The 26,303-nt window shown below is 71.6% G+C and carries 22 protein-coding genes and 2 pseudogenes; 12 read left to right on the forward strand and 12 right to left on the reverse strand.

Annotated elements, in window-relative coordinates:
• Positions 1-155 precede the first annotated feature (155 nt).
• Positions 156-596 (forward strand): DUF4158 domain-containing protein, encoded by a 441-nt coding sequence (locus AB0L65_RS22365; protein ID WP_364248322.1) that lies wholly within the window; start codon positions 156-158, stop codon positions 594-596.
• Here the strand turns inward: AB0L65_RS22365 and AB0L65_RS22370 are convergent.
• Complete coding sequence (locus AB0L65_RS22370) at positions 531-1,433, reverse strand: LysR family transcriptional regulator (RefSeq protein WP_364248324.1); 903 nt, start codon at positions 1,431-1,433, stop codon at positions 531-533. The two genes, AB0L65_RS22365 and AB0L65_RS22370, sit on opposite strands and share 66 nt — an antisense overlap.
• A gap of 206 nt (positions 1,434-1,639) precedes the next feature.
• Here AB0L65_RS22370 and AB0L65_RS22375 point away from each other — a divergent pair, with 206 nt between their 5' ends.
• The gene (locus AB0L65_RS22375) at positions 1,640-1,786 is read left to right on the forward strand and encodes a hypothetical protein (protein ID WP_364248326.1); all 147 of its coding nucleotides are present in this window, start codon (positions 1,640-1,642) and stop codon (positions 1,784-1,786) included.
• A gap of 78 nt (positions 1,787-1,864) precedes the next feature.
• Positions 1,865-2,176, forward strand: a complete 312-nt coding sequence (locus AB0L65_RS22380) for an EthD family reductase (protein WP_364248328.1) — start codon at positions 1,865-1,867, stop codon at positions 2,174-2,176.
• Positions 2,177-2,412: 236 nt separating this feature from the next.
• Here the strand turns inward: AB0L65_RS22380 and AB0L65_RS22385 are convergent.
• Positions 2,413-2,952 (reverse strand): annotated as a pseudogene (locus AB0L65_RS22385) (tyrosine-type recombinase/integrase); the annotation flags it as partial.
• Between the two features lie 329 nt (positions 2,953-3,281).
• On the opposite strand from AB0L65_RS22385, the gene AB0L65_RS22390 reads away from it, so the two are divergent.
• From AB0L65_RS22390 to AB0L65_RS22400, 3 genes are all read left to right on the forward strand, one after another.
• A complete protein-coding gene (locus AB0L65_RS22390; protein WP_364248330.1) occupies positions 3,282-3,809 on the forward strand; it encodes a GNAT family N-acetyltransferase in 528 nt (175 codons plus the stop codon).
• Between the two features lie 152 nt (positions 3,810-3,961).
• Positions 3,962-4,297 (forward strand): metalloregulator ArsR/SmtB family transcription factor, encoded by a 336-nt coding sequence (locus tag AB0L65_RS22395; RefSeq protein WP_364248332.1) that lies wholly within the window; start codon positions 3,962-3,964, stop codon positions 4,295-4,297.
• 12 nt (positions 4,298-4,309) lie between these two features.
• Positions 4,310-5,554, forward strand: coding sequence for a GNAT family N-acetyltransferase (locus AB0L65_RS22400; protein ID WP_364248334.1), 1,245 nt, complete (start codon positions 4,310-4,312; stop codon positions 5,552-5,554).
• Positions 5,555-5,637: 83 nt separating this feature from the next.
• Here the strand turns inward: AB0L65_RS22400 and AB0L65_RS22405 are convergent, their stop codons facing one another.
• Positions 5,638-5,859 carry a hypothetical protein gene (locus AB0L65_RS22405; protein WP_364248336.1) on the reverse strand — a complete coding sequence of 74 codons (222 nt, stop codon included), beginning with the start codon at positions 5,857-5,859 and terminating at the stop codon, positions 5,638-5,640.
• Between the two features lie 47 nt (positions 5,860-5,906).
• Between AB0L65_RS22405 and AB0L65_RS22410 the strand changes: the two genes are divergently transcribed.
• A complete protein-coding gene (locus AB0L65_RS22410) occupies positions 5,907-8,405 on the forward strand; it encodes a hypothetical protein (RefSeq protein WP_364248338.1) in 2,499 nt (832 codons plus the stop codon).
• Positions 8,406-8,496: 91 nt separating this feature from the next.
• Positions 8,497-8,730, forward strand: a complete 234-nt coding sequence (locus tag AB0L65_RS22415) for a helix-turn-helix domain-containing protein (RefSeq protein WP_364248340.1) — start codon at positions 8,497-8,499, stop codon at positions 8,728-8,730.
• Positions 8,731-8,944: 214 nt separating this feature from the next.
• On the opposite strand, the gene AB0L65_RS22420 is transcribed toward AB0L65_RS22415, so the two are convergent.
• The 4 genes from AB0L65_RS22420 to AB0L65_RS22435 form a co-directional block, all read right to left on the reverse strand.
• Positions 8,945-9,427, reverse strand: a complete 483-nt coding sequence (locus tag AB0L65_RS22420; protein ID WP_364248342.1) for a (2Fe-2S)-binding protein — start codon at positions 9,425-9,427, stop codon at positions 8,945-8,947.
• Complete coding sequence (locus tag AB0L65_RS22425) at positions 9,424-10,365, reverse strand: FAD binding domain-containing protein (protein ID WP_364248344.1); 942 nt, start codon at positions 10,363-10,365, stop codon at positions 9,424-9,426. The genes AB0L65_RS22420 and AB0L65_RS22425 overlap by 4 nt, the downstream gene beginning before the upstream one ends.
• A complete protein-coding gene (locus AB0L65_RS22430; protein ID WP_364248346.1) occupies positions 10,362-12,821 on the reverse strand; it encodes a xanthine dehydrogenase family protein molybdopterin-binding subunit in 2,460 nt (819 codons plus the stop codon). The genes AB0L65_RS22425 and AB0L65_RS22430 overlap by 4 nt, the downstream gene beginning before the upstream one ends.
• A 75-nt stretch (positions 12,822-12,896) precedes the next feature.
• Complete coding sequence (locus tag AB0L65_RS22435; RefSeq protein ID WP_364248348.1) at positions 12,897-13,037, reverse strand: LysR family transcriptional regulator; 141 nt, start codon at positions 13,035-13,037, stop codon at positions 12,897-12,899.
• Between the two features lie 217 nt (positions 13,038-13,254).
• On the opposite strand from AB0L65_RS22435, the gene AB0L65_RS22440 reads away from it, so the two are divergent.
• The gene (locus AB0L65_RS22440; RefSeq protein WP_364248350.1) at positions 13,255-14,115 is read left to right on the forward strand and encodes an oxidoreductase; all 861 of its coding nucleotides are present in this window, start codon (positions 13,255-13,257) and stop codon (positions 14,113-14,115) included.
• Positions 14,116-14,213: 98 nt separating this feature from the next.
• Here AB0L65_RS22440 and AB0L65_RS22445 read toward each other — a convergent pair whose 3' ends face one another.
• The gene (locus AB0L65_RS22445) at positions 14,214-17,414 is read right to left on the reverse strand and encodes a BTAD domain-containing putative transcriptional regulator (RefSeq protein WP_364248352.1); all 3,201 of its coding nucleotides are present in this window, start codon (positions 17,412-17,414) and stop codon (positions 14,214-14,216) included.
• A gap of 124 nt (positions 17,415-17,538) precedes the next feature.
• Between AB0L65_RS22445 and AB0L65_RS22450 the strand changes: the two genes are divergently transcribed.
• The gene (locus AB0L65_RS22450; RefSeq protein ID WP_364248354.1) at positions 17,539-19,047 is read left to right on the forward strand and encodes an FAD-dependent monooxygenase; all 1,509 of its coding nucleotides are present in this window, start codon (positions 17,539-17,541) and stop codon (positions 19,045-19,047) included.
• A gap of 44 nt (positions 19,048-19,091) precedes the next feature.
• Here AB0L65_RS22450 and AB0L65_RS22455 read toward each other — a convergent pair whose 3' ends face one another.
• Genes AB0L65_RS22455 through AB0L65_RS22465 form a run of 3 tightly spaced genes read right to left on the reverse strand, consistent with a single transcriptional unit; the run spans position 19,092 to position 21,413 of the window.
• Positions 19,092-19,736 (reverse strand): response regulator transcription factor, encoded by a 645-nt coding sequence (locus AB0L65_RS22455; RefSeq protein WP_364248356.1) that lies wholly within the window; start codon positions 19,734-19,736, stop codon positions 19,092-19,094.
• The gene (locus AB0L65_RS22460; protein ID WP_364248358.1) at positions 19,727-20,812 is read right to left on the reverse strand and encodes a histidine kinase; all 1,086 of its coding nucleotides are present in this window, start codon (positions 20,810-20,812) and stop codon (positions 19,727-19,729) included. The genes AB0L65_RS22455 and AB0L65_RS22460 overlap by 10 nt, the downstream gene beginning before the upstream one ends.
• Complete coding sequence (locus tag AB0L65_RS22465) at positions 20,796-21,413, reverse strand: DedA family protein (protein WP_364248360.1); 618 nt, start codon at positions 21,411-21,413, stop codon at positions 20,796-20,798. Before AB0L65_RS22465 ends, AB0L65_RS22460 begins: the two co-directional genes overlap by 17 nt.
• Positions 21,414-21,514: 101 nt before the next feature.
• Here AB0L65_RS22465 and AB0L65_RS22470 point away from each other — a divergent pair, with 101 nt between their 5' ends.
• Both AB0L65_RS22470 and AB0L65_RS22475 read left to right on the forward strand, forming a co-directional pair.
• Complete coding sequence (locus AB0L65_RS22470) at positions 21,515-24,268, forward strand: DEAD/DEAH box helicase (protein WP_364248362.1); 2,754 nt, start codon at positions 21,515-21,517, stop codon at positions 24,266-24,268.
• The gene (locus tag AB0L65_RS22475; protein ID WP_364248364.1) at positions 24,265-25,380 is read left to right on the forward strand and encodes an SWIM zinc finger family protein; all 1,116 of its coding nucleotides are present in this window, start codon (positions 24,265-24,267) and stop codon (positions 25,378-25,380) included. Before AB0L65_RS22470 ends, AB0L65_RS22475 begins: the two co-directional genes overlap by 4 nt.
• Positions 25,381-25,629: 249 nt before the next feature.
• Here the strand turns inward: AB0L65_RS22475 and AB0L65_RS22480 are convergent.
• Positions 25,630-26,267, reverse strand: a pseudogene (locus tag AB0L65_RS22480) (ATP-binding cassette domain-containing protein); the annotation flags it as partial.
• Positions 26,268-26,303 lie beyond the last annotated feature (36 nt).

Genomic DNA, 26,303 nt, shown 5'->3' on the forward strand with positions numbered 1-26,303 from the left:
TGGCGTACAGCGAGTAGTGCGGCGAGCTGGTCGCGGGCGGCGGCGATCGCTTATGGCTGCCCAGCTCGGCGCCGTGCCTTACCTACCTAACAAGATCATAGCGCTCTGACCTGCGAGAATGGGTCAAGAACCCAAGATAACGATCGGCCCGGGAGTTGCACGTGTTCTACACGCCGCAGACGGAGGAGATCGCGTGGGCGAGTGGGCAGGTGCGGTCGGACAACCACCTGCCGGCACTGATGGTGCAGCTGAAGTGCTTCAACCGGATGGGCTATTTCCCCCGGCTGGATGACGTCCCGGAGGCAGTGGTGGCCCACATCCGCCGAGATCTCGGGCTGGGCGAGGACGTCGCCGCGGTGTACGACTCGGACCGGACCCGGGGCCATCATCGGATGCTGATCCGCCGGCGTAGCGAGGTCGTGTCGGACATTCAGCAAGACCGCCGTCGTCGTCATCACCGCGAAGTCCGCCGGGCGCAAGGTCTTCGGCCTCGCCACCGCAGACGTCCGTCTCGCTTGACCTCTTGCGCGTCAGTCCGGCAGCCAGTGCAGCTCGTGCGCCAGGGTCTTGGCGACGGCACGGATGCGGCGGTGTAGTGGCGACTGCTCGCGTGGGAGGACCAGGTGGAACGTCAGGCTGGGCGCGCCCCGCAGCGGTCGCCAGGTGAGACCGGCCGGTGCTGCCGTGACCGCGGCTTCTCCGGCCGGGGCGAGGGTGACCCCGTCGCGCAGGTCGCGCTGAGACATGTCGAAAGAGACTTCGGGCGTGTGGAATCGGGGGTGTGGTCGGGTGTCTCGGAACAGTGCGGACAGCTGATCGTGGATCACGGGGTTGGCCGCACGGTCCGGGAGTCGCAGCGGATACGCGGCCGCGTCGGCGATCTCGATCTCCGGGTGTTCGGCCAGCGGATGGTGCTGCGCCAGCTGGACCCCGACGCGCTCACGCCGCAGCAGGAACCGGCGCACGCCACGGCCCGGCTGTTCACCGCGGGTGATCCCGGCATCGATGCGGCCGTCGGCGACCGCGGGGGAGATCTCCGGTGTCGCCATCGGGACCGCGCCGACCTCGAGTCCGCTGTTGCCGCGAATCAGCCTGTCCACCAGGGCCGGTGCCGTCTCGGCCCCGGCGCTGAGGCTGTATCCGATGCGCAGCGTGCCCAGCTCACCGGCCGCCGCGCTCCGGGCGGTGTCCCATGCCCGGTCCAGCGCCGCCAACGCGGGCGGCGCGGACTCCGCCAAAGCCGCACCGGCCGTGGTCAATACGACGCTACGAGTGTTGCGGACCAGCAGGGCCGTACCGAGTTCCGCCTCCAATCGGCGCATCCGGGCGCTGAGTGCGGGCTGTGCGATACCGATCCGTGCGGCCGCGCGGGTGAAGTTCAACTCCTGCGCCAGCACCAGGAAGTACCGCAGGCTCACCGTATCCGGCGCCACGTGCCCTCCCTGCCGATTGATAACGATCCGTTCTGAGTCTATCCCGTATCGGTCTTTCCCTCGGCCGCACATCAAGCCCTAACCTGCGTATATGACGATTCAACTGACCGCAGTACTGGACATCGCACTCACGCACACCACCGATTTCGAGTCCGCCCTCACGGCTCTCGCGAAGGCCGCGGCCACCGAGCCCGGTGTGCGCGACTATGGATTCTGGCGCGACCCGACCCACCCGGACTCTCCCCGATGTCGTAGCCTTCGGCGGCGACCTCCCGCTGTGGCTGGCCACCGACTCCCACGCGCTCCTCGAAACCACCTCCGTCCTCACCCAGATCCCGATGCTCCGCACCTAGCGAGGTCGGCGGCAGTTCTTGGCAGGAGCTCCCAGGTCACCCGGAGTGTTATGGTCTCGTCTCTGGACGGAGGTCGTCATGCATAAGTTGGTGGTCCTATATTCCAAGCCCGCCGACCCTGACCACTTCCGCGACTACTACGTGACCAACCACCTTCCACTGGTCATGAATATGCCTGGCCTGCTTGCGTGGCGCTACAGCTTCGACGTGGCGGCGACCAAGGGAGAAGCGCCGTATTTCGCGGTCTTCGAAGGCGACTTCGCTGACGCCGCCGCCATGGCCGCGTCGCGGGCGTCGCCGCAAGGCCAGCGGGCGGCCGCCGATGTCGCCAACTACGCCACCGGCGGTGCGGTCATCATCCACTATCCGGTGCAGGACGGCACCGGCTGAGGCAGGACGGTACGCTCCGGGACGCGTTCGGTCGGCCGTTGCGGCCAGGTCCGGCTATCGGCGGAACGCCGTTCGCGGTTGCCGGTTCGTTGAGCGTCAAAGGTGGGCCGATGTCCTGGCCGGATGTCACGGTGGTTGATGGGGTGCCGCTAACCAGCGTGTCACCAACCGCCAAATAGGCCTTCGGAGGCTGAGTGCCGAAATTAGCGGTAGCGACCTGCGGCTTCTTCACCTGGTTAGTGATCGGTGATGAGGGCTTCCAGGGCAGCGGCTTTGTCGGCTTCGGTGGGTTGGGCGTAGCGGCGGGTGGTGTCGAGGGAGCCGCGGCCGAGGAGTTCTGCGACCAGGATGGGGTCCTTGCCGTCGCGGATGAGTTGGGTGGCGAAGGTGTGGCGCAGGACGTGGGGACCGAAGGGTTCGGCGGGGTCGTCGTTGATGCCGCAGGCTTCGCCGAGGTTGGTGATGATGTCGCGGGCGGCGCGGTCGGTCAGGCGGCCTCCACGTTGGTTGAGGAACACCGCAGCGGTGCGGGTGCCTTTCCAGCCGGCCCGGTCCGCCAGCCAGTCGATAAGGTTGGGGTGGACGGGCAGGTGGCGGCTTTTGTCGCCGTCGCGGCCCTTGCCACGGACGCGTAGTTCGCCCTTGCGAGCCGAGAGGCGGATGTCGGCCAGGTCGAGGCCGACGACTTCGGAGATGCGCAGCCCGGCGAAGTAGGGCAGCAAGGCCAGCGCCTTGTCGCGCGGGGCGGCGGTGAGCTGGACGTGGCGGACGAATCGGCGGGCGCGGCGGGTGTCGAGGGCGCGGGGTACGGGCCGGGGAGCACGACGGTTCGTGTTCCGTCTCGTTCAATCTGAGGCATGGAGCGCCTCTGGCCTGCGGTGCCTCAAGTTCGGTGAGACGGTCCACAAGGTGCCCGTCTCACCGATCATGAGGCATCTCCGCGTTCTCCCGGCGTGGTCGATCCGTCGTACCTGGCCATACTGCGGACTGTCTTATCGATGTGGGGCATCTACATGGATGCCTCAGCGCCTGCGTCTGAACTGATCCCCATAAGGGAGAGTGAATCGAGTTGATTGTCCGGATCGCACGCTGGTAGAACTCGGCGATGCTGACTGGAAAGCTTGTCCGCCTACGCGCCGTCGAACCCACGGATTTCGAGAGCATATGGCGCTGGAGTCACGACCCCGAGGTGATGCGCTGGATGAGCAGCGGCTATCCCGAGTCGTTCGTGCAGGCGCAGGAGCGGTTGGCAGCGGCGCCGCGCAACGGCTACGAGAACTGCCGGTTCATCATCGAGCCGCTTCACGATCAGCGTGCCGTCGGGTTCGTCCGGCTCAGGGACGCCAAGCCGGAGGTCGGGAATGCTGAGCTGGATATCCAGCTTGGCGAAAAGGATGTCTGGGGTCGTGGCTACGCCACTGAGGCGATGCGCCTGATGTGCAGGTACGGCTTCAATGAAATGCGCCTGCACCGGATCACTCTGGACTTCGCAGCAGAGAACACTGCCGCGCGCCGCGTTTACGAGAAGGTGGGCTTCGTCGAGGAGGGCCGCGTCCGCGAGTGCTTCCGTCGTGATGGCAAGTGGCACGACATGATCCTTATGGGCCTCCTTGAAGGCGAACTCCGCGACTGACGGGACTCTGCGATGTCTCTGGAGTTGTGTTTCCGGAAGTCACTCCTGGAGCCTACTTCCGGAATTGAGCAATTCCGGGAGTAGGCATGCGACGTCGGCGTGTCACCCGAGGCCTTCCGCTCGCCCATTCCATCGACTATCGTCGATTGTCGATGAATGAGGAAAAGGGGCCGCTGCCGCGGGCAGAGGCCGAAGAGTACGCGAGCTGGTTCAAGGCCCTGGCGGACGCGACGCGGATCCAGATCGTGTCGCTGCTGGCCCGGCGGCGCGCGCCGATGAGCGTGGGCGAGATCGTGACCGCGTCCGGGGTGGGCCAGTCCACCGTCTCGCACCACCTCAAGATCCTGGCCGAGGTGCGGTTCGTGGTGGTCGAGAAGCAGGGCACCTCCAGCCTGTACCGGATCAACGAGAACTGTGTGAGCTGCTTCCCGACCGCCGCCGACGTGGTCATGGGCAATCCCGCCCCAGGCGCGCCCATCTGTGAGTGAAGGAGCGTTGTCATGGCGAGTGACGAGATCATCGACCACTACTCTGCTCTGGCCCGGGCCGCGGCCGACGGCCGGATGGTCGCCGACTGCGGGCAGGAGGCGTTCGAGGAGGGCTGTTTCGGCGCTGCCGGTTATGACGACACCAGCGTCCTGCCCGAAGGCGCGGTGCGGGCCAGCCTGGGGTGCGGCAATCCCGTTGCGGTTGCCGATCTGTGTCCGGGCGAAACCGTGCTCGATCTCGGCTCGGGTGGGGGCATCGACGTGCTGCTGTCGGCTCGGCGGGTCGGTCCGTCCGGCAAGGCGTATGGGCTGGATGCCAGTTCGGACATGCTGGCGCTGGCTCGCCGCAACGCCGAGCAGGCGGGGGTGGGCAACGTCGAGTTCTTGCAGGGCGGCATCGAAGGGGTGCCGCTGCCGGATCGGTCGGTGGACGTGGTCATCTCCAACTGTGTGATCAATCTGTCCGACGACAAGGCGGCGGTGCTGGCGGAGGCGTTCCGGGTGTTGCGGCCGGGCGGTCGGTTCGGGGTGAGCGACGTGGTGGTCGACGGCGACGTTGACCCGGCCCGTCGCCGGGCTGCCGAGCAGCGGATCGGGTGCGTGGCCGGGGCGCTGCCAGCGGGCGAGTACCGGGAGTTGCTGGCGGCGGCCGGGTTCGTGGGCGTCCGCATCACGTTGACCGCTGGCCATGGAGACGGTGTGCACTCGGCGATCGTCCAGGCCGTCAAGCCCGCGGTTGGTCCCGGGGTGGAGATCCGGCCGATGCGGGAAGACGACGCCGAGCAGGTGCTGGCCATCTACCAGGCCGGGCTGGACACCGGGCAGGCTAGCTTCGAGACCACGGTGCCGAGTTGGGAGGGCTTCACCGCGGTCAAGATGCCGCGCCTGCGTTACGTGGCCGCCGATACCGCGACCGGTCAGGTGCTGGGCTGGGTGGCCGCTTCACAGGTGTCGGCCAGGCCGGTCTACGCGGGTGTGGTGGAGCACAGCGTGTACGTTCACCCTGGCTGCCAGGCGCAGGGCGTCGGACGGGCGCTGCTGGAGGCGTTCATCGCGGCGAGCGAGGACGCCGGGGTGTGGACGATCCAGTCCGGCATCTTCGGTGAGAACACCGCGAGCCTGGCCCTGCATCAGGCGGTCGGCTTCCGCGTGTTGGGCACGCGTGAGCGCATCGGCTGCCATCACGGCGTCTGGCGGGACGTGCTGATGGTGGAGCGCCGTAGCTCAGCGGTCGGCGGTGGGAGCCGATCTGGGTAGGTGCCTCCACGACTCCGCGGGTACTGCGGCCTTCCCGCCCGCGTGGGCCGGGCCTTGCTCGGTCGCTTCGATCAGGGGAATGCTCACGACGTCACCTTCTTCGGGGTCCGCGTGGGACGTCTGCGCCACAGGGCAAGGGTGATCAACGGCACGCCCACCAGGCTTGGCAACGCCCCGTGGCTCCAGCCCGGCAGCCGTTCCCACAGCGGCAGGTGCGGGCCGTTGTCGAGGTAGAAGCCGGTCGGCAGGGCGATGTAGGAGGCTCCCAGGCCGGCGATGTGCAGCGCCGGCCGTCGGCGGCGCATCGTGTAGCCGGCCAGCGCGGCGGCCAGGGCCAGCGTTCCGACGGTACGTGGCGGCGCGGGTGCGGGCGTCGGTGGAGGGGCCGCGGGCGTTGTTCGACCGGGCGCGGGTGTACCTGCTCAAGGAGCGGATCCCGCTGCCGGGCATCACGGTGCTGGTGCGGCTGGCCGGGGAGGTCCGGCGGGCGGAGAACGAGCGGCTGCACGCGCTGTTGCCGGGCCGGTTGTCGGCCGAGATGCGGGCCGCGTTGGTGGGGCTGCCGGCGGCTCCGGACGGCAGGCGTCGTTCGGAGCTGGAGCGGCTGCGTACGCCGCCGAGGAAGGCCTCGGGCCGGGTGCTGGCCGGGGAATTGCGCCGGGTGGCCGAGATCGCCCGGCTCGGCGCTGGGGTGGTGGCGACCGCTCCGGTGCCGGCGGTCAGGCTCAGGACGCGTGGTCGGCCGTCGTGGACAAGGACGGCGTCTGAACCCTTACGGCATCCGCGGGGCCGGCCGGATTTTGAGTCGCCAGAAATGCCGGAAACGTGCTACCTCTCGGGGATGCCCGGCGACGATCATTTTTGTTCAGGGCCGTCTGAGGACCATGGCGACGCCGTCACCGCGGTCGCGGTCTCCGCAGACGGACGGATGGGGGCGACCGGCGCGCGCTCCGGTGAGATCCGGCTGTGGGATCTCCGCCATGGCCTGCTCACCGCGTATGTGGGAGGGCTCCAGGACGGACCTGTGGAGAACGCCGCCTTCATCGGCAACGCCAGGCGGCCCCAACTGCTGACCACGGACGGGTCGGCCTCGCTGTGGACGGTGGCGGCCGAGACCCTGGAATGGCGGCGGCTTCCTCGGGACGGCGGGCGGCTCCTCACATCCGCGGACCGGGAGGCGGTGCTCAGGCAGTGCGGAGACTTTCGCTGGCTGGGCGTCTTCGGCTTGAGCGATCGGCATGATCCGGCGGCGCTGGGACGCACCGGCTCCGGACTGATCGTCGTGAGCGGTGACAGAGGACTGATCGAGGCCTGGCGACGGCCTCCCAGGGAGAGGCCGTACGCCGATGCCGAGGTCGTGTGGGCCTTCGGCGGCAAAGATGACGCGGCGGATCAGCGGCTGACGCGCTGTTGCGACCTATGGCGGCTCGTGGTGTCCCCGCGGCGTGGCCGGGTGGTCGTTCTCGATGCGGAGACCGGGATAGTCGTGACCGCGTTCACTCCGCCCGCCCGGCCCACGGCGATCGCGGCGCATCCGGACCGGCCGCTGGTGGTGCTCGGCGGGCGGGACGGCTCGCTGTCGTGGTGGGATGCCCGCTCGGGCCACTGCCTCGGACGGGTTCAGGCGCATGACGGCCGCGTCCGGGCGTTGGCACTCGCCACCGCCACGGACCTGGTGATGTCGGTGTCCCAGGACGGAACGGCCGCGCTCTGGCGACTGCACGGCCGTGGGCCCGTCGGCCGCTTCGCACCCCCCACGCCCGCCGCCTCCCGGGAGCTGACTCAGGCGGCCGGTACGCCGGACGGGCGGTGCTGGCTGATCGGCGGGCGCGGCGGCCAGGTCCACGTTCTCCACTGGTCTGGCCATGCCGGGCTCGTGCCGCAACGCGTCGGCCGCCCCTCCTGGACGATGGACGGTGGTGACGTGGAAACCCTGCTCGACGACATCCGCCACCACTGGGACGATGGCACGGCGAGCACGACAGCGGCCCGTGAGTTGGCTACAGGCGACCTCGACGAGGCCTGGCACGAGACGGTGGCTGACGCACTGGCGGACCTGATTGTGAACGGTGCGGACCCCGCGGCCCGGGAGACGGCGGTAATCGCACTGGCGGGAATCGCCAAGGACAGGGTCACCACCGCCCTTTATCAGATGTTCGATCGTCACGACGGTCACGGTTCCGCAGGGCGGTTGCTGGGGTACTTCACCGGCGAGGACGCGCCCACGACGGAGCAACTCATCGCGAGCCTGCCCGGGATTGGGAATGGCAGCTTCCTCGGTGTGCTCACCTCGGCCACCTTGGGCGAACGAGGCACCACCGCGGTTCCGGCGGTGCACGCGGCGCTCCGCGCTTTCCCCTTCCCGACCCGGGACGACACCAACCACTGGTGGCGTGACGAGACGACCAAGTACTGGCTGCTGTACGCCCTCCGTCAGGCCGGTGCCGACGCGGCCCCCGCGACGCCGACCCTGCTGGCGGTACTGTACGACGACGAGATCTACCGGGACACCCGACACTATGCGAAGGTGGCCTTGCAGGCGATCGGCCTCCCGGAGACGGCCGACACGATCGCCGCCGAGGTCCGGCGGCGAGCCGACCTCCTCGTCCACGACGAGAACGGCGAGGATGACGAGTCGGAAGGCTTCAGCCTCCTGCTCGATGTGCTGCTGGGCATGCCGCCCGCGGCTCTGGCGGCCTCCCGTGAGGTCGGACCGGCGCTGGAGGCGGTGCGGCGCCGCTTTGGCGACGGCCCCAGCACTTACGAGGAAAACGGCGAGCTTGTGCAGGTCTACGAGCTACATCTTGCCGACTGCATCGACGAGACGATCGCCGAGCAGATCAAGGAATGAGCACCCCGCGTCAAGCACGATCTTATGAGGGTCGCCCGTACCACGGACGATGACCTCGGCAGTTATCAGATACGCCACCTACCGTGATCATGTGACGGCGGCCCGGAGGCAGATCCGCATCGAGGCATCGACGGTGCCCCGGCGCCGCGAAGCCACCGGTGCCATGCTGCCCGGCAAGAGGAAAACCGGCCGGCCGCGCGTCATCGGCCCCGCCGAACTGGCCACACTACGTCGCCTGGTCGACGACGGTGTCTCGGTCACCGAGGCTGCCCGCACCCTCAAAATCGGCCGCTCCACCGCCTACGCGGCACTCGCGGGACGCTGACCAGCAGCTATCCCACCCGCATCCCCGCTCCTGCTCTTCGGATCCCAAGGAAGATCGTTCTCATCGATAACGGCTGTCCGCAGGTTTCCTCAACCCCGAGGTCGTGCGGCAGCCAGTGTGCGTGGACGTCGATGATCGCCGCGCGGAGGTCTCCTGTGATCGCCATCTTCCGCTCCTGGCCTCTAGGGCAGCCGTCGCGTTCGCGCGGGTTGTCTCAGGTTGGCCTGCCCGGCCACTCGCGTGCGGCGCGCATGATCGCGCGTCGGATGGGTTCGTAGCCGGTACACCGGCAGATGTTGGAGCCGACCAGGGCGGCGACGCGCTCCGGGTCGTCACCGATGCCGGGATCGCGCTCCAGCGCCCCGGCGGCCACCATCAAGAAGCCCGGCGTGCAGAAGCCGCACTGCAGGGCATGCTCGGCGGAGAAGGCCCGTTGCAGGGGATGGGGCTCGCCGTCGGGACCGGCCAGCCCTTCCACGGTACGCACCGAGCCGCCGTCGCACTGCACGGCCAGCATGAGGCACGATCGCACGGCCCGGCCGTCGACCAGCACCGTGCACGCCCCGCAGACGCCGTGCTCGCAGCCCAGATGCGTGCCGGTGAGGCGGCAGTCCTCGCGCAGCACGTCGGCCAGCACCCGGCGGGGCTCCACGTCGAGTGGATACTGCTCGCCGTTCACCGTGAGGGTGATCTTCATCGGTGGTCTCCCTCGCTCGCGGCGGCCCGGGAGCGCTGGTCCTTCGCGGCCTCGCGCAGGGTCCTGCCGACCAGGACGGCGATGGCCTGTCGCCGGTACTCCACGTCCGCGTACGGCTCGGCCACGGGAGCAGCATCCTGCTCGGCGGCGATGCGGCCCGCCCGGGCGAACGGGTGGTCGCCGGGCACCCGGCGTCCTGCCGGGGGCGCGAGGTCGGCGCCGATCAACGCCCGCTCGGCGGCCCTGGCCCGCACCGGCCTGTCGGCGCAGTTGACGAGCCCGATCCTGGCCTCGGTGATCACCCCGTCGCGTGCGGTGAGTGTCGCCGCCACGGCCACCTGGGCGAAGCAGAAGTGCGTGCGCCGGTGCTCGATGAAGCCGACCCCGGTGTCGCCGGTGAGCAGCGGGAACCGTACGGCGGTGATGAGCTCGTCCGGCCTGCGGGCGGTCTGGAACGGCCCATGGAAGTAGCCGCGGGCCGGAATCTCGCGTGGGCCGCCGGTGCCGTGCAGTTCGAGGTCGGCGTCGAGCGCGAGGGCGATGGCGCACCATTCCGAGGCGGGGTGCGCCCAGGCGAGGCTGCCGACCATGGTTCCGCGGGAGCGGATGGGCGGGTGGGCGATGTTGGCGACAGCGCATGCGAACAGCGTGCCGAGCGGCCCCGGCACGGCCTGCTCCGACTCGAAGGCGTCGTGGCGGATCAGGGCGCCGACCCGCAAGGTGCTGTCGTCCCCGTCCATTTGCACGTCCATGTGGTCGAGCTCGGCGACGCGGTTGATGTCGACGACCAGTTCAGGGCGGATGCGTTGCAGGTGCATCTCCAGGATGAGGCTCTGCCCGCCGGCCAGGACCTGGGTCTTGCGCCCGTTGCCGGCGAGCGCGTCGACGGCCTCGCGCACGGTGCGCGGCGCGACGTAGTCGAAGGAGGCAGGCTTCACTGGATCTCCTCCAGTTTCGGGGCGCGGGCCGCTCGCCACACCACGTCCGGGGTGAGCGGCATCTGCAGCAGGTCGGGGTCGGCGACGCGCAGCGCGTCCGCCACGGCGTTGACGATCGCCGCCGGCGTGCCGATGCAGCCCGACTCACCCGCCCCTTTGGCGCCCAGCGGTGTGCTGGGGCTCGGCGTGCAGGTGCCCTTGATCTCGATGGGCGGGATCTCGGTGAACGTCGGCAGCAGGTAGTCCAGCAGGCCGTTGGCCAGCAGGGGAACGCCGTCCTGGTCGAACGGGATGCCCTCGTACAGTGCCTGGCCGATGCCCTGCACGACCGAGCCGAAGGCCTGCCCGTGCACCACCATGGGGTTGAGCACCCGGCCGCAGTCGTCCACGGCCACCACCCGCAGCACGCGTACGGTGCCCAGCTCCGGATCGACCTCGATCACGGCCGCGTGGGCGCCGAACGGGAACGCCATGCCCGCCTCGAACCGGTCGTCCACGCGCATCGGCCCGGTCGCCTTCACCAGTTCGGCCAGGTCCATGGCCGCCGAGCCGTCCCGGACGGGGTGCACGGTGCCGTGGGACCACGCCACCTCCTGCGCCGGCACCCCCCAAAGGACTGCGGCCCGCTCGCGCGCCTGCTCGATGAGCAGGGTGGCGGCGTGCTGCAGCGCCGCTCCGTCGACCTGCGCCGAACGGCTGGCGAAGGAGCCAAGCCCGTCGGGCTGGGCGTCGGTGTCGCCCTCGACCAGCCGCACCCGTGCAGCGTCCACGCCGAAGGTCTCGGCCACCAGCGCGGGGAAGACCGTCTCGTGGCTCTGGCCGCTGGGGGAGGCGCCGCATCGGGCGGTGAACGTGCCGTCCTCGCCCGCCTCGACGCTGACGAACTCGTGCAGCCCCCCGGGTTCGCCTCCGGAGCGCTCCACATAACAGGACAGGCCGATCCCCACCGGCAGGGCGTCCGGATCCGTCCGGCGGCGGTCCTGTTCGGCCCGCCACCCGTCGTAATCGAGGGTCTGCAGCGCCAGGTCGAGCGCGGCGGCATAGTTCCCGCTGTCGTAGCGCCGGCCGGTGGGCGTCTGGTACGGGAAGTCGTCGGGCGAGATGAAGTTGCGCCGCCGCAGCTCCGCAGGGTCGATCCCCAGCCACCGGGCCAGCACGTCCATCGACCGCTCCAGCGCGATCGCGGCCTCCGGCCGGCCCGCACCTCGATACGGGTAGGTCACCATGGTGTTGGTGAGCACCGAGCGCACGCCGGCATGAACCCGGGGCGTGGCGTACGGCCCGGTCGCCATCCAGGCCGTCTGCATGGGCAGGCCGACCCCGAGGTGGGGGTAGGCGCCCACGTCGGCGTCGATGGTCAACTCGTAGGCGAGCAGGCGCCCGTCGGCGTCCGCGGCGAGCCGGACCCGCTGATCCTGCCCCCGGCCCCGGCTGGCGACCAGCATGGACTCCAGCCGGTCCTCCACCCATCGAACGGGACGGTTGAGCCGCACCGCCAGGAAGGCGACTGCGACGAACTCGGGGAACGCCGCGCTCTTCGACCCGAACGCGCCCCCGGTGTCCGGCACCACCACCCGTATCCGCTCGGCCGGCCAGCCCAGCAACGCGGCCAGCTCCCGCCGCAACCGGTGCGGCATCTGGTGCCCCGACCACCCGGTCAGCCGGTCGTGTTCGGGCACGCACAGAATGGCCCGGCATTCCATCGGCGTGGGCATCAGCAGTTGCTGGCGATACCGTGCCTCCACCACGACCGCCGCCTCCCGCCACACCGACTCCTCGATCGGCTCCCCGGCCTCCCCTAGAAACGCGATGTTGCTCAGACCGTCGAACAGGCGAACGGAGTCAGCCGCCGCAGCCGACGGCGACACCACCGCCGGCAGGGGATCGATCCGGACGACGACCTCGGCCGCCCCGTCCTCGGCCCGGTAGCGGTCCTCGCCCACGACCACCGCCAGCGCCTCACCGGGGTACCGCACCCGATCCTTGGCCAGCACCGGCCACTCCCGGCCGGCCACGGCCTCTTCCGTGGACAGCCTGGCGAGCAGCGTGTGCGGAACCGGAGGCAGATCCTGCAACGTGGCGGCCGACCGCGGACACTCGGGCAGATCCGCGAGCTCCGCGGCAGACCAGGCCCCCACCACACCCGGCACCTCACAGGCGACGGAGCAGTCCACCTCGCGCAATATGCCGTGCGCGACATCGCTTCTCACGAAAGCGGCGTCCAAACAGCCCGGCACGTGCATATCGGCGACATAGCGGCCCGCGCCGGTGAGCAGTCGTTCGTCCTCACGCCTCGACCAATGCTCCACAACCGAGACCTCCGCTCCGCCCGTGTTCCACGGTTGGCCAGATTTTATTTCTCGACGTGAATAAGAATCGAATATCCGTATCCGACCCGCCGTGTCGGCGTGGATCATTGACTCACAAAGCAAGCTAGTCCCGATTCGACGGTACATGTCAGCTCGAAGGGTCCTCGATAGGCCGTGGGAAAACTTCGAACCGATTTTGCCTGACCTGTACCGATAAGGGACTTACGACGCAGGGGACCGCTCGCACGATCCGCGCCGCACCGTGCCGGACGCCGCCGACTGCTCCAGGTGCAGGCGCCGCGCCGCCGCCGTGAACCCGCCCTCCTCGGCAACCGCGACCACGACCTCCATCTGCCGCAACATTCGAGGAAGGAGGATCCCGAGGCGATGTCCTTCGTCGGAATTCACCGACCCGGAAAAGCACGCAACTCCTACGGGCAGGGCAGACCCCACCATCCACCTCCTTGGACGACCCGGTGATAAGGCGCGCGTTACTTTGACTTTCCCTCAGGGCGATTAGCGTACGAAGCGAACGGATCCACCAGACCAGCCATCTCTATGTTCGAAGGGGTGCGTCGACATGCCCACGACGGACGCCAATTCAGCAGGAACGACGTGGTTCATCACCGGCACCTCGCAAGGCTTCGGGCTGGAGCTGGTCAAGCAGCTCTTGGCCGGCGGGCGCCGCGTGGCGGCCACCGCCCGCGACACCGCCCGTCTGCGTGAGAACCTCGGCGAGGACGCCTCAAGCGACTTGTTCCTTCCCCTGCAGGTCGACCTCGCCGATGCGAGCAGCATCGACAGTGCCGTGCATCGAGCCGTCGAGCACTTCGGCTCCATCGACGTCCTCGTCAACAACGCCGGGTACGGCCTGCTCGGCTCCGTGGAGGAGACGAGCGACGCCGAGGCCCGCGCGATGTTCGACATCAACTTCTTCGGGCTCTGGAACGTGACACGTGCCGTACTCCCGCAGATGCGCGCCCAGCGCGGGGGGCGCATCATCAACATGTCCTCCATCTTCGGTCTGGTCTCCGGGGCCGGATGGGGTCTGTACAACGCGACCAAATTCGCCGTCGAAGGCCTCTCCGAAGCGCTGGCGCAGGAAGTCGAGCCGTTCGGCATCTCGGTCACTCTCATCGAGCCCGGATACTTCCGGACCAGCTTCCTCGGCGGCGGATCCCTCGCGCTGCCCGAGAACGCCATCGATGCCTACACCGCGGTTCGCGACATGACCGAGGAGCACAACAAGATGGAAGGAAATCAGCTCGGCGACCCCGTACGTGCGGCCGGAGCCATCATCGACGTAGCCTCACGCACTCCCGCCCCGCTGCGACTCCTGCTCGGATCGGACGCGCTGCGACTGGCGACCCAGAAGATCGAGAACCTGGCGGCCGGGATCGAGCAGAACAAAGAGATCACCCTGTCCACGGACCTCCGCTAATGGGAGCCACCGGGGCCACCGCGGGTCCTTCGCCGGCACGCGCGAGCGGGCACAGAATCCGGCGTTGACCATCTTGGAGACGAGGCGAAAGAGACGGCTCACTGACCAGCGAGGAAATGCCGGTCCAAGACGTCTCTACTCCCGCGACCCTTCTCGTACGCCGCCGCGAAGGCCTCCTCGCCCAGCGCAACCCGCCCCCGGCGGGTGAGCTCGCGAACCTGCTGATCGGTGCGGTCGTGCGTGCCGCGCAGCCGGGAGGCGGCGCCGAGCAGGACGGCCGACTCGTCATGGCGCCCGTGCGCCTCCGCGAGCGCGGCCGCGTTCACCGCCACCAGCGACAGGATCGGCAGGTCCCGGGTCCCCAGCGCCGCCGCGTACGCCTTCGCCAGCATCTCCTCCGCGCCGGCCAGGTCGCCCAGCTCCAGGCAGAGCGCGGCCCGTACGTTGCCGACCAGCGTCCGCACGTGGTCACTGGGGAACGTGGTGTCGCCGTGCAGCCCCCGTTCGGCGTCGTCGAGCAGTTGCCGCGCCCGGTCCAGGTCGCCGTGCCGCAGCCAGAAGCCGGCCTCCCGCGCGTCGACCAGGATCAGCATCTCGTCGGAGGCCGCGCGCCGGGCCCGCTCCCGGGTCGAGTCGATCATCGCGATCGCCACGTCGGTGTCGCCGCGCCGCAGGTGCAGGTCAATCCAGCGCAGGTCCCTGTACACCTCGTCGCGCAGGCTGAGCGAGCCGAACTCGCCGGCCAGCGTCCGGGCCTCGTGCAGGTCGGCCAGCGCGCCGTCGAGGTCGTCGTCGTACTGCCGCAGCTGGGCGCGCATCGGCAGCGCGCCGGCCTGGCCCCAGCGGTCGCCGGCCTGCCGGAAGCAGGCCAGGGCCGCCTCCACGTCGGTGCGCATCGTGTCGAGCTCGCCCGCGTTCTCGGCGAACCGGGCCCGGAACAGGCGGGCCAGCCCGGACAGCCAGACGTCGTCGCCCTCGGCCAGCTGCCCGATGATCGCGAGCCTGGTCCGCTCCTCCTGCAGGAGCGCGGTGATCACGCCGTACGGTCCCGGCAGCTCCGGGTACGCAAGCAGCCGGTCGGCCAGCTCGCGCATCTGCGCCTGGTCGTCGGCGACCTCCTCGGCGGTCATCCCCGGCCGGGTCTCGACCCGGTCGATCAGGTAGATCGCGTGGGCGCAGTCGCGGGCGGGCGTCGGCCCGCCGCCGGGCACCGCCAGGGCCTCGCCCAGCCAGTAGGCCGCGTCGGGTTGCCGGCCGAACATCTGCCAGTACCAGGTCAGGTTCAGGGCGAGAGCGACCGCGCCGGAGGCGTCGCCGGTGTCGCAGCGCCTGCGCAGGGCGGCCAGCGCGTTGTCGTACTCGGCGCTGATGACGCGCATGGCCGCCAGCTGGCCGGGGCCGCGCAGCTGCGGGTCGTGGCGGGCCATCAGGTCGGCGAAGTAGCGGGCGGCCAGGTCGCGGACGGCGTCGAGGTCGCCCGTCTCGGCCAGGCGGTCGGTGCCGTACGCGCGCAGCGTCTCCAGCATGCGGTAGCGGCCCGGGTCGGGCGCGAGCTGCAGCAGCGACCGGTCGACCAGGCCCGCGAGCAGCTCGGGGATCTCGGCGGCCGGCACCGCGGTGCCGGCGCAGAGCGCGGTGGCCGAGGCAGGCGTGATGCCGCCGGGCAGGATCGAGACGCGTTCGGCGACCGTACGCTCGTGCTCGCTCAGCAGCTGCCAGCTCCAGGCGATGACCGCGCGCAGCGTGCGGTGCCGGGGCAGCGCGGTGCGGCTGCCGGTGGTGAGGAGCCGGAACCGGTCGGACAGCCCGTCGGCCAGCTCGGGCAGCGACAGCGTCCGCAGCCGGGCCGCGGCCAGCTCCAGCGCCAGCGGCATCCCGTCGAGGCCGCGGACCACCCGCCGGACCTCGGGCAGCGTCGTCTCGTCCACCTCGAAGCCCGGGCGCACGGCCGCGGCCCGCTCGGTGAACAGGCGTACCGACGCCGCCCGCCGGGCCTGCTCGACGCCGTCGTCCGGCCCGGGCAGCGCGAGCGGGCCGAGCGGCACCAGCGCCTCGCCGTCGACCGCGAGAGGTTCGCGGCTGGTGGCGAGCACGCGCAGCCCGGCGCAGCGGGACAGCAGCGCCGCGACCAGGTGGGCCACGGCGTCGATCAGGTGCTCGCAGTTGTCGACCAGCAGCAGGCTCTCCCGGCCGCCGAGCCGGTCGGCGAGCACGTCCAGGTCGTCGCCCTCGACCCGCATCCTGGCCTCGAACACCGCGCCGCCGCGCAGCCCGATCCCGGCGAGCACGGCCGCGCCGACCTTGACCGGCTCGGTGACCGAGGCGAGGTCGATCATCCAGGCGCCGTCGCGGTACTCGTGGCGGTGGCGACGGGCGGCCTCCAGCGCGAGCCGGGTCTTCCCGGCGCCGCCGGGGCCGAGCACGGTGACCAGGCGCCCGGCGGCGAGCAGCGTGTCGATCCGGGCCAGGTCGTCGTCGCGCCCGATGAAGCTGGTCAGCGGCGCGGGCAGGTTGCCCGACCTGGTTCGCGAGGCTTCCGGGGCAGGCCGCTCGGCGCGCAGCAGGCGCAGGTGGCGCTCGTGCAGGGCGGTGCCCGGGTCGGCGCCGAGGGCGTCGGCCAGGCTCTCGCGGACCCGCTCGTACAGGGCCAGGGCCTCGGCCTGGCGCCCCTGGGCGGCGAGCGCGTCCATGAGCAGCGCGGCCGCCCGCTCGTGGACGGGGTGCTCGGCGAGCAGGGCGGTCAGGCGGGCGGCGGCCGCGTCGGCACGGCCCAGGGACAGCTCGGCGTCGGCGAGGTCGGCGACGGCCTCGACCGAGGCGTGGGCCAGCCGGGTCGCGACGGCGGGCGCCACCGCGGCGACGACCGCGGGCTCGGCGCCGGGACGGTCGCCCCACAGCGCCACGGCCTCGCCGAGCACGGCCGCCGCGGCATGCGGGTCGCCGGCGCGCAGGCGGTCACGGCCGGCCGCGGTGAGCTGTTCGAACCGCAGCGCGTCCACGTCGGCCGCGTCCACCTCCAGCCGGTAGCCGCCCGCGACCTGCGCGACGTCGTCGGCCGAGCCGAGGGTCCGGCGCAGTCGCGAGACGAGGGCCTGAAGGGCGTGGGCGGGGCCGGCCGGCGGGTCCTCGGCCCAGATCGCGTCGACCAGGACGCCCGGCTCGACCGCGCGCCCGCCGGCGAGCGCCAGCCGTACGAGCAGGCCCTGCAACCGCGCACCCTGAACGGGCACGGCGGCGTCACCGCGAGACGCCTGAAAGGCGCCGAGCAGCGTGACGCGAAGCCGCGCATCCCCGTCCATCGCTCGATCCTCGCGCACGCACCCTCGAGTCCCCAAATCCGTGTCAGCGCCGTGTGTGCCCCGTGTGAGCGGCCCGCGTCAGCCTTCACCTGCCTCGGAGAAGAGGCTTGTGAAGGGAGTTCTCGTGCATGATGTAGTGATCGTGGGCGCCGGCCCGGTCGGTCTTTTCCTCGCCTGCGAGCTTGGCCTGGCGGGCTGCTCTGTCCTGGTGCTGGAGCGGGAGCCGGAGCTGCGCTCCCCGTGGAAGGCGGACCCGCTGGGGATGCGGGGCCTGTCCGCCACGTCGGTCGAGGCGTTCTACCGCCGCGGGATGCTGGACCCGCTGCTGAAGGCGTCGGGCGTCGCCGACTATCCCGGCGCGGACGAGCCGGGACCCCCTCGCGGCGCGGGCCACTTCGCCGGCATGATGCTCGATCCGGCCAAGGTGGACGTCGCCGCCCTGCCCTTCCGGCTTCCCAGCCCGGCGACGGAGGGCGTGATGACGAGCCTCGAAGCGGTCGAGACGGTGCTGTCCGAGCGGGCATCCGCGCTCGGCGTGGAGATCAGGCGCGGCGTCGAGGTCTCGGCCGTCGCGCAGGACGACGAGATCGCGGTCGCGCGGGCCGGAGAGCACGAGTACGCGGCGCGCTGGGTCGTCGGCTGCGACGGCGGGCGCAGCGCGGTGCGCGGGCTCGCGGGCTTCGGCTTCGCCGGCACCGAGCCGCAGTTCACCGGCTACGTCGTGCTCGCCAGCATCGCCGATCCCGGGAAGCTGCGCCCCGGGTTCAATCTGACGCCGACGGGCATGTACCTGCGCACGCCCGCGGAAGGGTACGTCGGCATGCTGGAGTTCGACGGCGGCGCGTTCGATCGCTCGCGGCGGCCGACCCGCGAACACCTCCAGGCGGTTCTGCGCCGTGTGTCCGGCACCGACGTGACGCTGAACGACGTCCATCTCGCTTCGAGCTTCACCGATCGGGCGATGCAGACGACGACGTACCGGCAGGGACGCGTCCTGCTCGCGGGCGACGCCGCGCACATCCACTCTCCCCTCGGGGCGCAGGGCCTCAACCTCGGCCTCGGCGACGCCATGAACCTGGGCTGGAAGCTCGCGGCGACCGTGCACGGGCACGCGCCGGACGGGCTGATCGACACCTACACCCGCGAGCGCCATCCGATCGGCGCCCGGGTGCTCGGCTGGACGCGCGCCCAGACGGCGGTCATGAGGCCGGACCCGCATGCCCAGGCGATCCAAGGACTGATGCGCGACCTGCTCGGGACCCGCGACGGAACGACCTACGTGTTCGACAGGATCTCGGGATCGTCGCTCCGCCACGACCTCGGCGGCGAGCACCCGCTGGTCGGCCGCAGCGCCCCGGACTTCTGCCTTGAGGACGGCACCCGCCTCGGCGACCTGATGCAGGACGGACGAGGCGTCGCGCTCGATTTCAGCGACGGCCGACGCCTGCATGGTTCGGCGATGGGGTGGGAGAGCCGGATGCGGTATGCGGCCGGGCCGGCGAGAGACGACCTCGGACTGGGTGCCGTGCTCGTCCGGCCTGACGGCGTGGTCGCCTGGGCAGGCGATCGGGCCCCTGATCGTGAAGCGTTCGAGCGGGCCGCCGGCCATTGGTTCGGTAGTCCGGCGATCTGACTGGCGGCGGCGTAGATGAGCGGCAGGCGGGCGGAGACAGCAGGTCAGGACTCCAGGAAGTGCAGCACGGCCAGCACCCGGCGGCTGTAGCCCGTCGTGTGCGACAGCTGGAGCTTGTCGAACAGCGAGTTCACGTGCTTCTCCACCGCGCTCTGCGACACGTGGAGCGCCTGGGCGATCGAGGCGTTGGTCAACCCCTGCGCCATCCGTTCCAGCACCTCCCGCTCCCGCGCCGTCAGCCGGGCCAGGGGATCCACCTGCGTCGTACGGGCCAGCAGCTGACGCACCACCTCCGGGTCGAAGGCCGCCCCGCCCGCGCCCACCCGCTCCAGCGCGTCCAGGAAGTCGCCGACCTGCGCCACCCGGTCCTTGAGCAGGTAGCCGACGCCCTCGACATCCGCGCTCATCAGCTCGGTGGCGTACCGCTTCTCCACGTACTGCGACAGCACCAGCACCTTCACGGCGGGCCAGCGCCGCCTGATCTCCAGCGCCGCCCGCAGGCCCTCGTCGGTGTGGGTCGGCGGCATGCGGACGTCCACGACCACGATGTCCGGCCGGTGCTCGGCCACCGCGGTGACCAGCGCGTCGCCGTCGCTGACCGCGGCCGGCACCTCGTGGCCCTCCTCCAGCAGCAGCCGTACCAGGCCCTCGCGCAGCAGCGTGGAGTCCTCGGCCAGGATCACCCGCACGGCAGCACCGCCGTGATCGTGGTCGGCCCGCCGATCGGGCTGCTCACCTCGAAGCCGCCGTCCAGCGCGGCCACCCGTCTGGCCAGCCCCGACAGGCCGCCGCCCGCCGCCTGGGCACCGCCCGCTCCGTCGTCTCGCACCCGTACGAGCACCGCGGCGTCCTCCTCGTGCACCTCGACCGTGATGAGCGTGGCGCCGGCGTGCTTGGCGGCGTTGGTGACGGCCTCGCACACCACGAAGTACGCCGCCGTCTCCACCGCCATCGGCGGCCGACGCCGCAGGTCGCAGGCTACCCTGACCGGAACGCTCGACCGTTCGGCCACCCCCGCCAGCGCCTCGCCCAGCCCAAGGGTGTCCAGGCCGCTGGGGTAGACCCGCCAGGCCACCTCGCGCAGCTCGGCCAGCGCCTGCTGCGCCTCCTGGTGCGCCTGCTCCAGCAGCTCCGGCCGGCCCCGCCTGGCCCGTCCGACCAGCATCGACAGCGCCACCAGCCGCTGCTGCAGCCCGTCGTGCAGGTCGCGTTCGATCCGGCGGCGTTCGGAGTCCACGGCGGTCACGATGCCGGCGCGGCTCTCGGCCAGTTCGGCGATCCTGCGTTCGAGGGCCCGGGTCGGGTCGGGGGCGAGCATGCGCACCGCCAGCCGGCGTTCCAGCGCGTGCACGCCCACCACGCCCGACAGGGCGAGGAACAGCAGGACGATCCCGCCGACCAGGAGGTAGGCGACCAGCGGGAGCGAGGGCGCCATCCCGTCGAACCGCTCACCGCGCGCCCAGGCGGTGAGGAGGAGGACGTAGGTGCGGGCCCCGTACACGAGCAGCGTGATCACCAGCCCGCCCAGCACCCCGACCGGGACGCGGGCGGCCAGGTAGGGCACGGGCCTGCCGTCCTGGAGGGCGTCGGGGTCCAGGCGCAGGCGGCGCGCCTCGAGGCGGGCCAGCCGGCGGGCCGCTGCGGCGACGTTCGGATTGCCCAGCAACGGCAGCGTCAGCAGCAGGAAGACCAGCTCGGCCAGCGCGGTGACGGCGCCCAGCGTCACCGCGCCCAGCAGCCGCAGCCCCTCAGCGGCGACTCGCATGCCTGCCCTTGCGCCGCTCGGCCAGCCGCACCCCGACGAACACCACGAACGCCAGCACCACCAGCGCGAGCACCACCTTGGAGCCGATGCCGACGTACGCCTCCACCAGCGACCAGTTCTCGCCCAGCAGATAGCCGGCCATCACGAAGATGGTGTTCCAGATCAGGCTGCCGGTGGCCGTCAGGAGCGTGAACGGCACCAGCGGCATCCGCTCGACGCCCGCCGGCACGGAGATGAGGCTGCGGAAGATGGGGATCATCCGCCCGAAGAGCACCGTCTTGCGGCCGTGCCTGAGGAACCACGCCTCGGTCTTCTCGATGTCGGACGTCTTGACCAGCGGCAGCTTGGCGGCGATGGCGAGCGTGCGCTCGCGGCCCAGCAGCGCCCCCACCCAGTACAGCGCCAGCGCCCCGACCACGGAGCCGAGCGTCGTGCACACCAGCACGTCCAGCAGGTCCATCTCGCCTCTGGACGCGGTGAAGCCCGACAGCGGCAGGATCACCTCGCTGGGCAGGGGAGGGAAGAGGTTCTCCAGCGCGATCGCGAGCCCGGCCCCGGGCGCGCCGAGAGTCTCCATCAGTCCAACCAGCCAATCAGTCATGGGCTCAAGCCTAGGGATGATCGGATATGCCCGGAATGAGGCGGACTTCTGATCGCGGGGTGCGGTAAACCACACCCCTACGTACCGTACACTGTACGGTCGTGAGCTTCCCGACGGATCTGGCCCAGCACGCGGCAGTGTTCCAACCCGGCGACCCACCCAGGTCCGGTCATGTCACCTTCCTCGACCCGGACGGGCCGTCCGCGGTGACGGTGGCCGACGAGCACGACGGCACGATGCGCACGCGCGAGGTCGCGGCCACCCTCGTCCCGGTCGGGGAGGCGGTGGCGGGGCTGGCCAGGGCGCGCATGGACCCGCGGGCCCACCCGGCGACGCGCTTCTGGGGGGCGGCCGCGCTGGTGGCGCTCCAGCTGGTCACCCGTGGCCGCATCCTGCCGGGGGTGTCGGCGGGGGAGCACGACTCGTGGCGCGCGGGCCCGCTCGACGCCGCCGACATCCAGCGGGTACGCGAGCTGGCCGCCGCCATGCCCGCCGCGGCCCGCGCCATCCCCCTGCAGCCCGGTCAGCAGGCGGAGCCGTGGCTGCCGGAGGCGGAGCCGCTCGTACGCGCGTTCCTCGACGCCGTCGCCGACGCCATGCCGCGCTCGCCCGGCGCCGTACGGGCCACCGGCGCCACCGCCTTCGCCGCCGCCAAGCCCGTCAAGGTGCCGCACCTGCGCCCCTGGGCCGAGGAGGTCGCGGCCGGCCTCGACTCCGGCGTACGGCTGTCGCTGCGCCTGGAGGCCGACGACCTGGCCGCCGCCGACTTCCGCGCGATCGTCCAGCTGCACAGCCTGGCCGACCCCTCGCTCGTCGTCGACGCGGCCGACCTGTGGCAGGACCGCGAGGCGGGCTTCGGCCCGCGCGCCAGGATCGAGGCCACGCTGGCCGTGCGCCGGGCCGCCCGTACCTGGCCGCGCCTGGAACGGCTGCTCGACAGCGCCGTCCCCGACGAGCTCGCGCTCACCGACGGCGACGTCGAGCAACTGCTCGCCGGCGCCGCCGAACGCCTGGCCGCCGCCGGCGTCGAGGTGCACTGGCCCAAGGCCCTGGTACGCGGGCTGAGCGCGCGAGCCGTCATCGGCGAGCGCGACACCAAGCCGTCCGACCTGCCGTCGTTCCTCGGCGGGCAGCACCTGACCAGCTTCAACTGGCAGCTCGCACTCGGCGGCGAGCGCCTGAGCGCGGCCGAGATGGACCGGCTCGCCGAGGCCCACCGCCCGGTGGTGCGGCTGCGCGACCAGTGGGTCCTCATCGACCCCGACCTGGCCCGCAAGGCCCGCCAGCGCGACCTCAAGCCCCTGACCGGCATCGAGGCGCTGGGCGCGGCCCTGACCGGCGCGGTCCAGGTCGAGGGCGAGCAGGTCGCCGTGGAGCCCACCGCCTGGCTGCGAGAGCTGCGCGAACGCCTGGCCGAACCCGCCGACGCCGGCCCTCCCGAAGGGCTGGCGGCGACACTGCGCGACTACCAGCTGGCCGGGCTGCGCTGGCTGGCCCAGATGACCTCGCTCGGGCTGGGCGGCTGCCTGGCCGACGACATGGGCCTGGGCAAGACGATCACGCTGATCGCCCTGCACCTGCACCGCGCCGGCGACAGGGCCGGCGACAGGGCCGGCAACGGGGCCGGGCCCACGCTCGTGGTCTGCCCGGCCTCGCTGCTGGGCAACTGGGAGCGGGAGATCGCCAAGTTCGCGCCGGGCGTGCCGGTGCGCCGCTTCCACGGGGCGCAGCGCACGCTGCCCGATGAGGGGTTCCTGCTGACCACGTACGGCACCATGCGCCTGGACGCGGCCCGCCTGGCCGCGCACCCGTGGGGCCTGGTGGTGGCCGACGAGGCCCAGCACGTCAAGAACCCCGCCTCCGGCACCGCCAAGGCGCTGCGCGAGATCCCGGCCGCGGCGCGCGTCGCGCTGACCGGCACCCCCGTGGAGAACAACCTGTCGGAGCTGTGGGCCATCCTCGACTGGACCACGCCGGGGCTGCTGGGCCCGCTGAGCAGGTTCAGGGCGCGGTGGGCCAAACCGGTCGAGTCCGGCGACGGCGAGGCGGCCGAACGCCTGTCGCGGCTGGTGGGGCCGTTCCTGCTGCGGCGCCGTAAGAGCGATCCCGGCATCGCGCCGGAGCTGCCGCCCAAGACCGAGACCGACCGCCCGGTCGCGCTCACCACCGAGCAGGCCGGCCTGTACGAGGCCGTCGTCCGCGAGAGCATGGCCCAGATCGCCGACGCGAGCGGCATGGCCAGGCGCGGCCTGATCGTCAAGCTGCTGACGGGCCTCAAGCAGATCTGCAACCACCCCGCCCAGTACCTGCACGAGGCCGCGCCGCGCCTGGCCGGCCGCTCGGGCAAGCTGGAGCTGCTGGACGAGCTGGTCGACACCATCGTGGCCGAGGACGGCGCGGTGCTGGTGTTCACCCAGTACGTCACCATGGCCCGCCTGCTGGAACGGCACCTGACCGCCAGGGGCGTGGCCATCCAGCTGCTGCACGGCGGCACCCCGGTCGCCCGCCGCGAGGAGATGGTCGAGCGCTTCCAGGAGGGCCGGGTGCCGGTGTTCCTGCTGTCGCTCAAGGCCGCCGGCACCGGCCTCAACCTCACCCGCGCCGACCACGTCATCCACTACGACCGCTGGTGGAACCCCGCCGTCGAGGACCAGGCCACCGACCGTGCCTACCGCATCGGCCAGACCCGGCCCGTCCAGGTGCACCGGCTGATCGCCGAGGGCACGATCGAGGACCGCATCGCCGAGATGCTCGGCGCCAAACGCGCGCTGGCCGAGGCCGTGCTGTCCTCCGGGGAAGCCGCCCTGACCGAGCTGACCGACGCCGAACTCGCCGCCCTCGTGGAGCTCAGATGACCGCCGCCCGCGGCTTCGCCGCCTTCCCTCCGCAACGCGCCGGAGCCCGTTTCGCCACCTCCTGGTGGGGGCTGGCCTGGGTCAAGGCCATGGAGGACACCTCGCTGGACCAGGGGCTGCTGCGCAAGGGCCGCGCGTACGCCAAGACCGGCCAGGTCGGCCCCATCACCGTCAGCCCCGGCCGCATCGCCGCCGTGACCGAGAGCGAGTACGACACCGTCGTACGCGTCGAGCAGCTTACCGACGCCGCCTGGGAACGTTTCCTCGACCAGGTGGCCGCCAAGAGCGGGCACATCGCGGCCCTGCTCGACCGCGACATGCCGCACGACCTGGTGGAGGCCGCCGAGGACGCCGCCGTGCCGCTGCTGCCGGCCGTCGGGGACCTGGAGCCGGAGTGCTCCTGCCCGGACTGGGGGCATCCGTGCAAGCACGCGGCCGCCCTGTGCTACCAGGCGTCGTGGCTGCTGGACGCGGACCCGTTCGTGCTGCTGCTGATGCGCGGGCGCGGCGAGCAGGAGCTGCTGGAGGCGCTGCAGGGGCGCGAGGCCCCGAAGAAGCCGGCCGCGGCCGCGGGGGTGCCGGCGGTGGAGGCGTTCGCGGCGGACGTAACCGCGCTGCCCGAGCCCCCGCCGTTCGGGGCCGCCTTCGCGCCGCCCGTGCTGGACCCGGCACCGGGCGTGGACGTGGCCGCCCTGGGGGTGCTCATCGCCTCGGCCGCCGGGCGGGCGCGCGAGGTGCTGCTGCACGGGCGGCTACCGGAGCTGTCCGAATACCAGGACCGCGTCCGCCTGGCCGCCGAGCACGACCTGGACCTCGGGCTGGAGGCGCCCGTGCGGGCGTGGCGGTACGGCGGCGCGCACGGCCTGGAGGTGCTCGAGCACGCCTGGACGCCGCCCCGCCAGGACCTGGCCAGGTCGCAGGCCCTGCTGGAGGCCGGTTGGGAGGGCGAGCAGCCGCCGCCGCTGGAGGCCTGGCGCAACCGCTGGACCCTCGGCCCGCTGCAACTGCGCTACGGCCGCGACGGCCGCTGGTACCCCTTCACCCGGGTCGAGGGGGAGTGGTGGCCCGCCGGCCCGCCGGAGCGCGACCCGGCGGCGCTGGTCAGCGGGTGAGCCGTCAGGCGCGGCGGCGGTAGGCGGCCACGGCCAGCGGGGCGAAGACGGCCAGGAACAGCGCGCCGGAGGCCGGCGTCCACCACACCGACGCCCCCGCCGGCCCACCCAGCTCACGCAGAAGGCGAAGAACACCGTCAGCAGGCAGGCCGCCAGCACCTCCAGCGGCCCGGTCCGCGCGCGGAACCCCAGCGCGAAGCCGAACCCGAGCAGCACCACCACCGCCACCAGATACCGGATCAGATCGCCGATCACCTTGCCGTGGTCGACGACCGAGATGGCGTCGGCCAGCGCGTCGGCCTCCTCCAGGTACTGGGTGGTGAGCAGGACGGTGACGCCGTCGGCGACCAGGCGGCGGACGATGGCCCACACGTCTTCGCGCTTGGCCGGGTCCAGGCCGGTGGTGGGCTCGTCGAGGAAGATCACGTCGGGGCGGCCGACGAGGCTGGCGGCCAGGTCAAGGCGGCGCCGCATGCCGCCGGAGTACGTGCTCGCGCGCCGGTCGGCGGCCTCGGCCAGGCCGAAGTCCGCCAGCAGCCGGGCGGCCGTGGCCTTGGCGTCCACGATGCGCAGGTCCAGGAGGCGGCCGATGAGGACGAGGTTCTCGGTGCCGGTCAGGTCCTCGTCGACGGAGCGTACTGGCCGGTCAGGCCGATGAGGCGGCGCACGCGGGCGGCGTGGCGGACGACGTCCAGGCCGCTGACGGTGGCGTGGCCGGCGTCGGGGCGCAGCAGCGTGGCCAGGATGCGCACGGCGGTGGTCTTGCCGGCGCCGTTGGGCCCGAGCACTCCCAGCACCGTGCCGGGCGGGGCCGAAAGGGTGATGCCGTCCAGGGCTGTGGTCGCGCCGAAGCGTTTGACCAGCCCCTCGGCTTCGAAGGCGTTCATGTGAACCATCCTCGAAGGCGCCGCTGTCATCGCACG

It is taken from the genome of Nonomuraea sp. NPDC052116 (genome assembly GCF_040680035.1).
Taxonomy (GTDB): Bacteria; Actinomycetota; Actinomycetes; order Streptosporangiales; family Streptosporangiaceae; genus Nonomuraea; species Nonomuraea angiospora_A.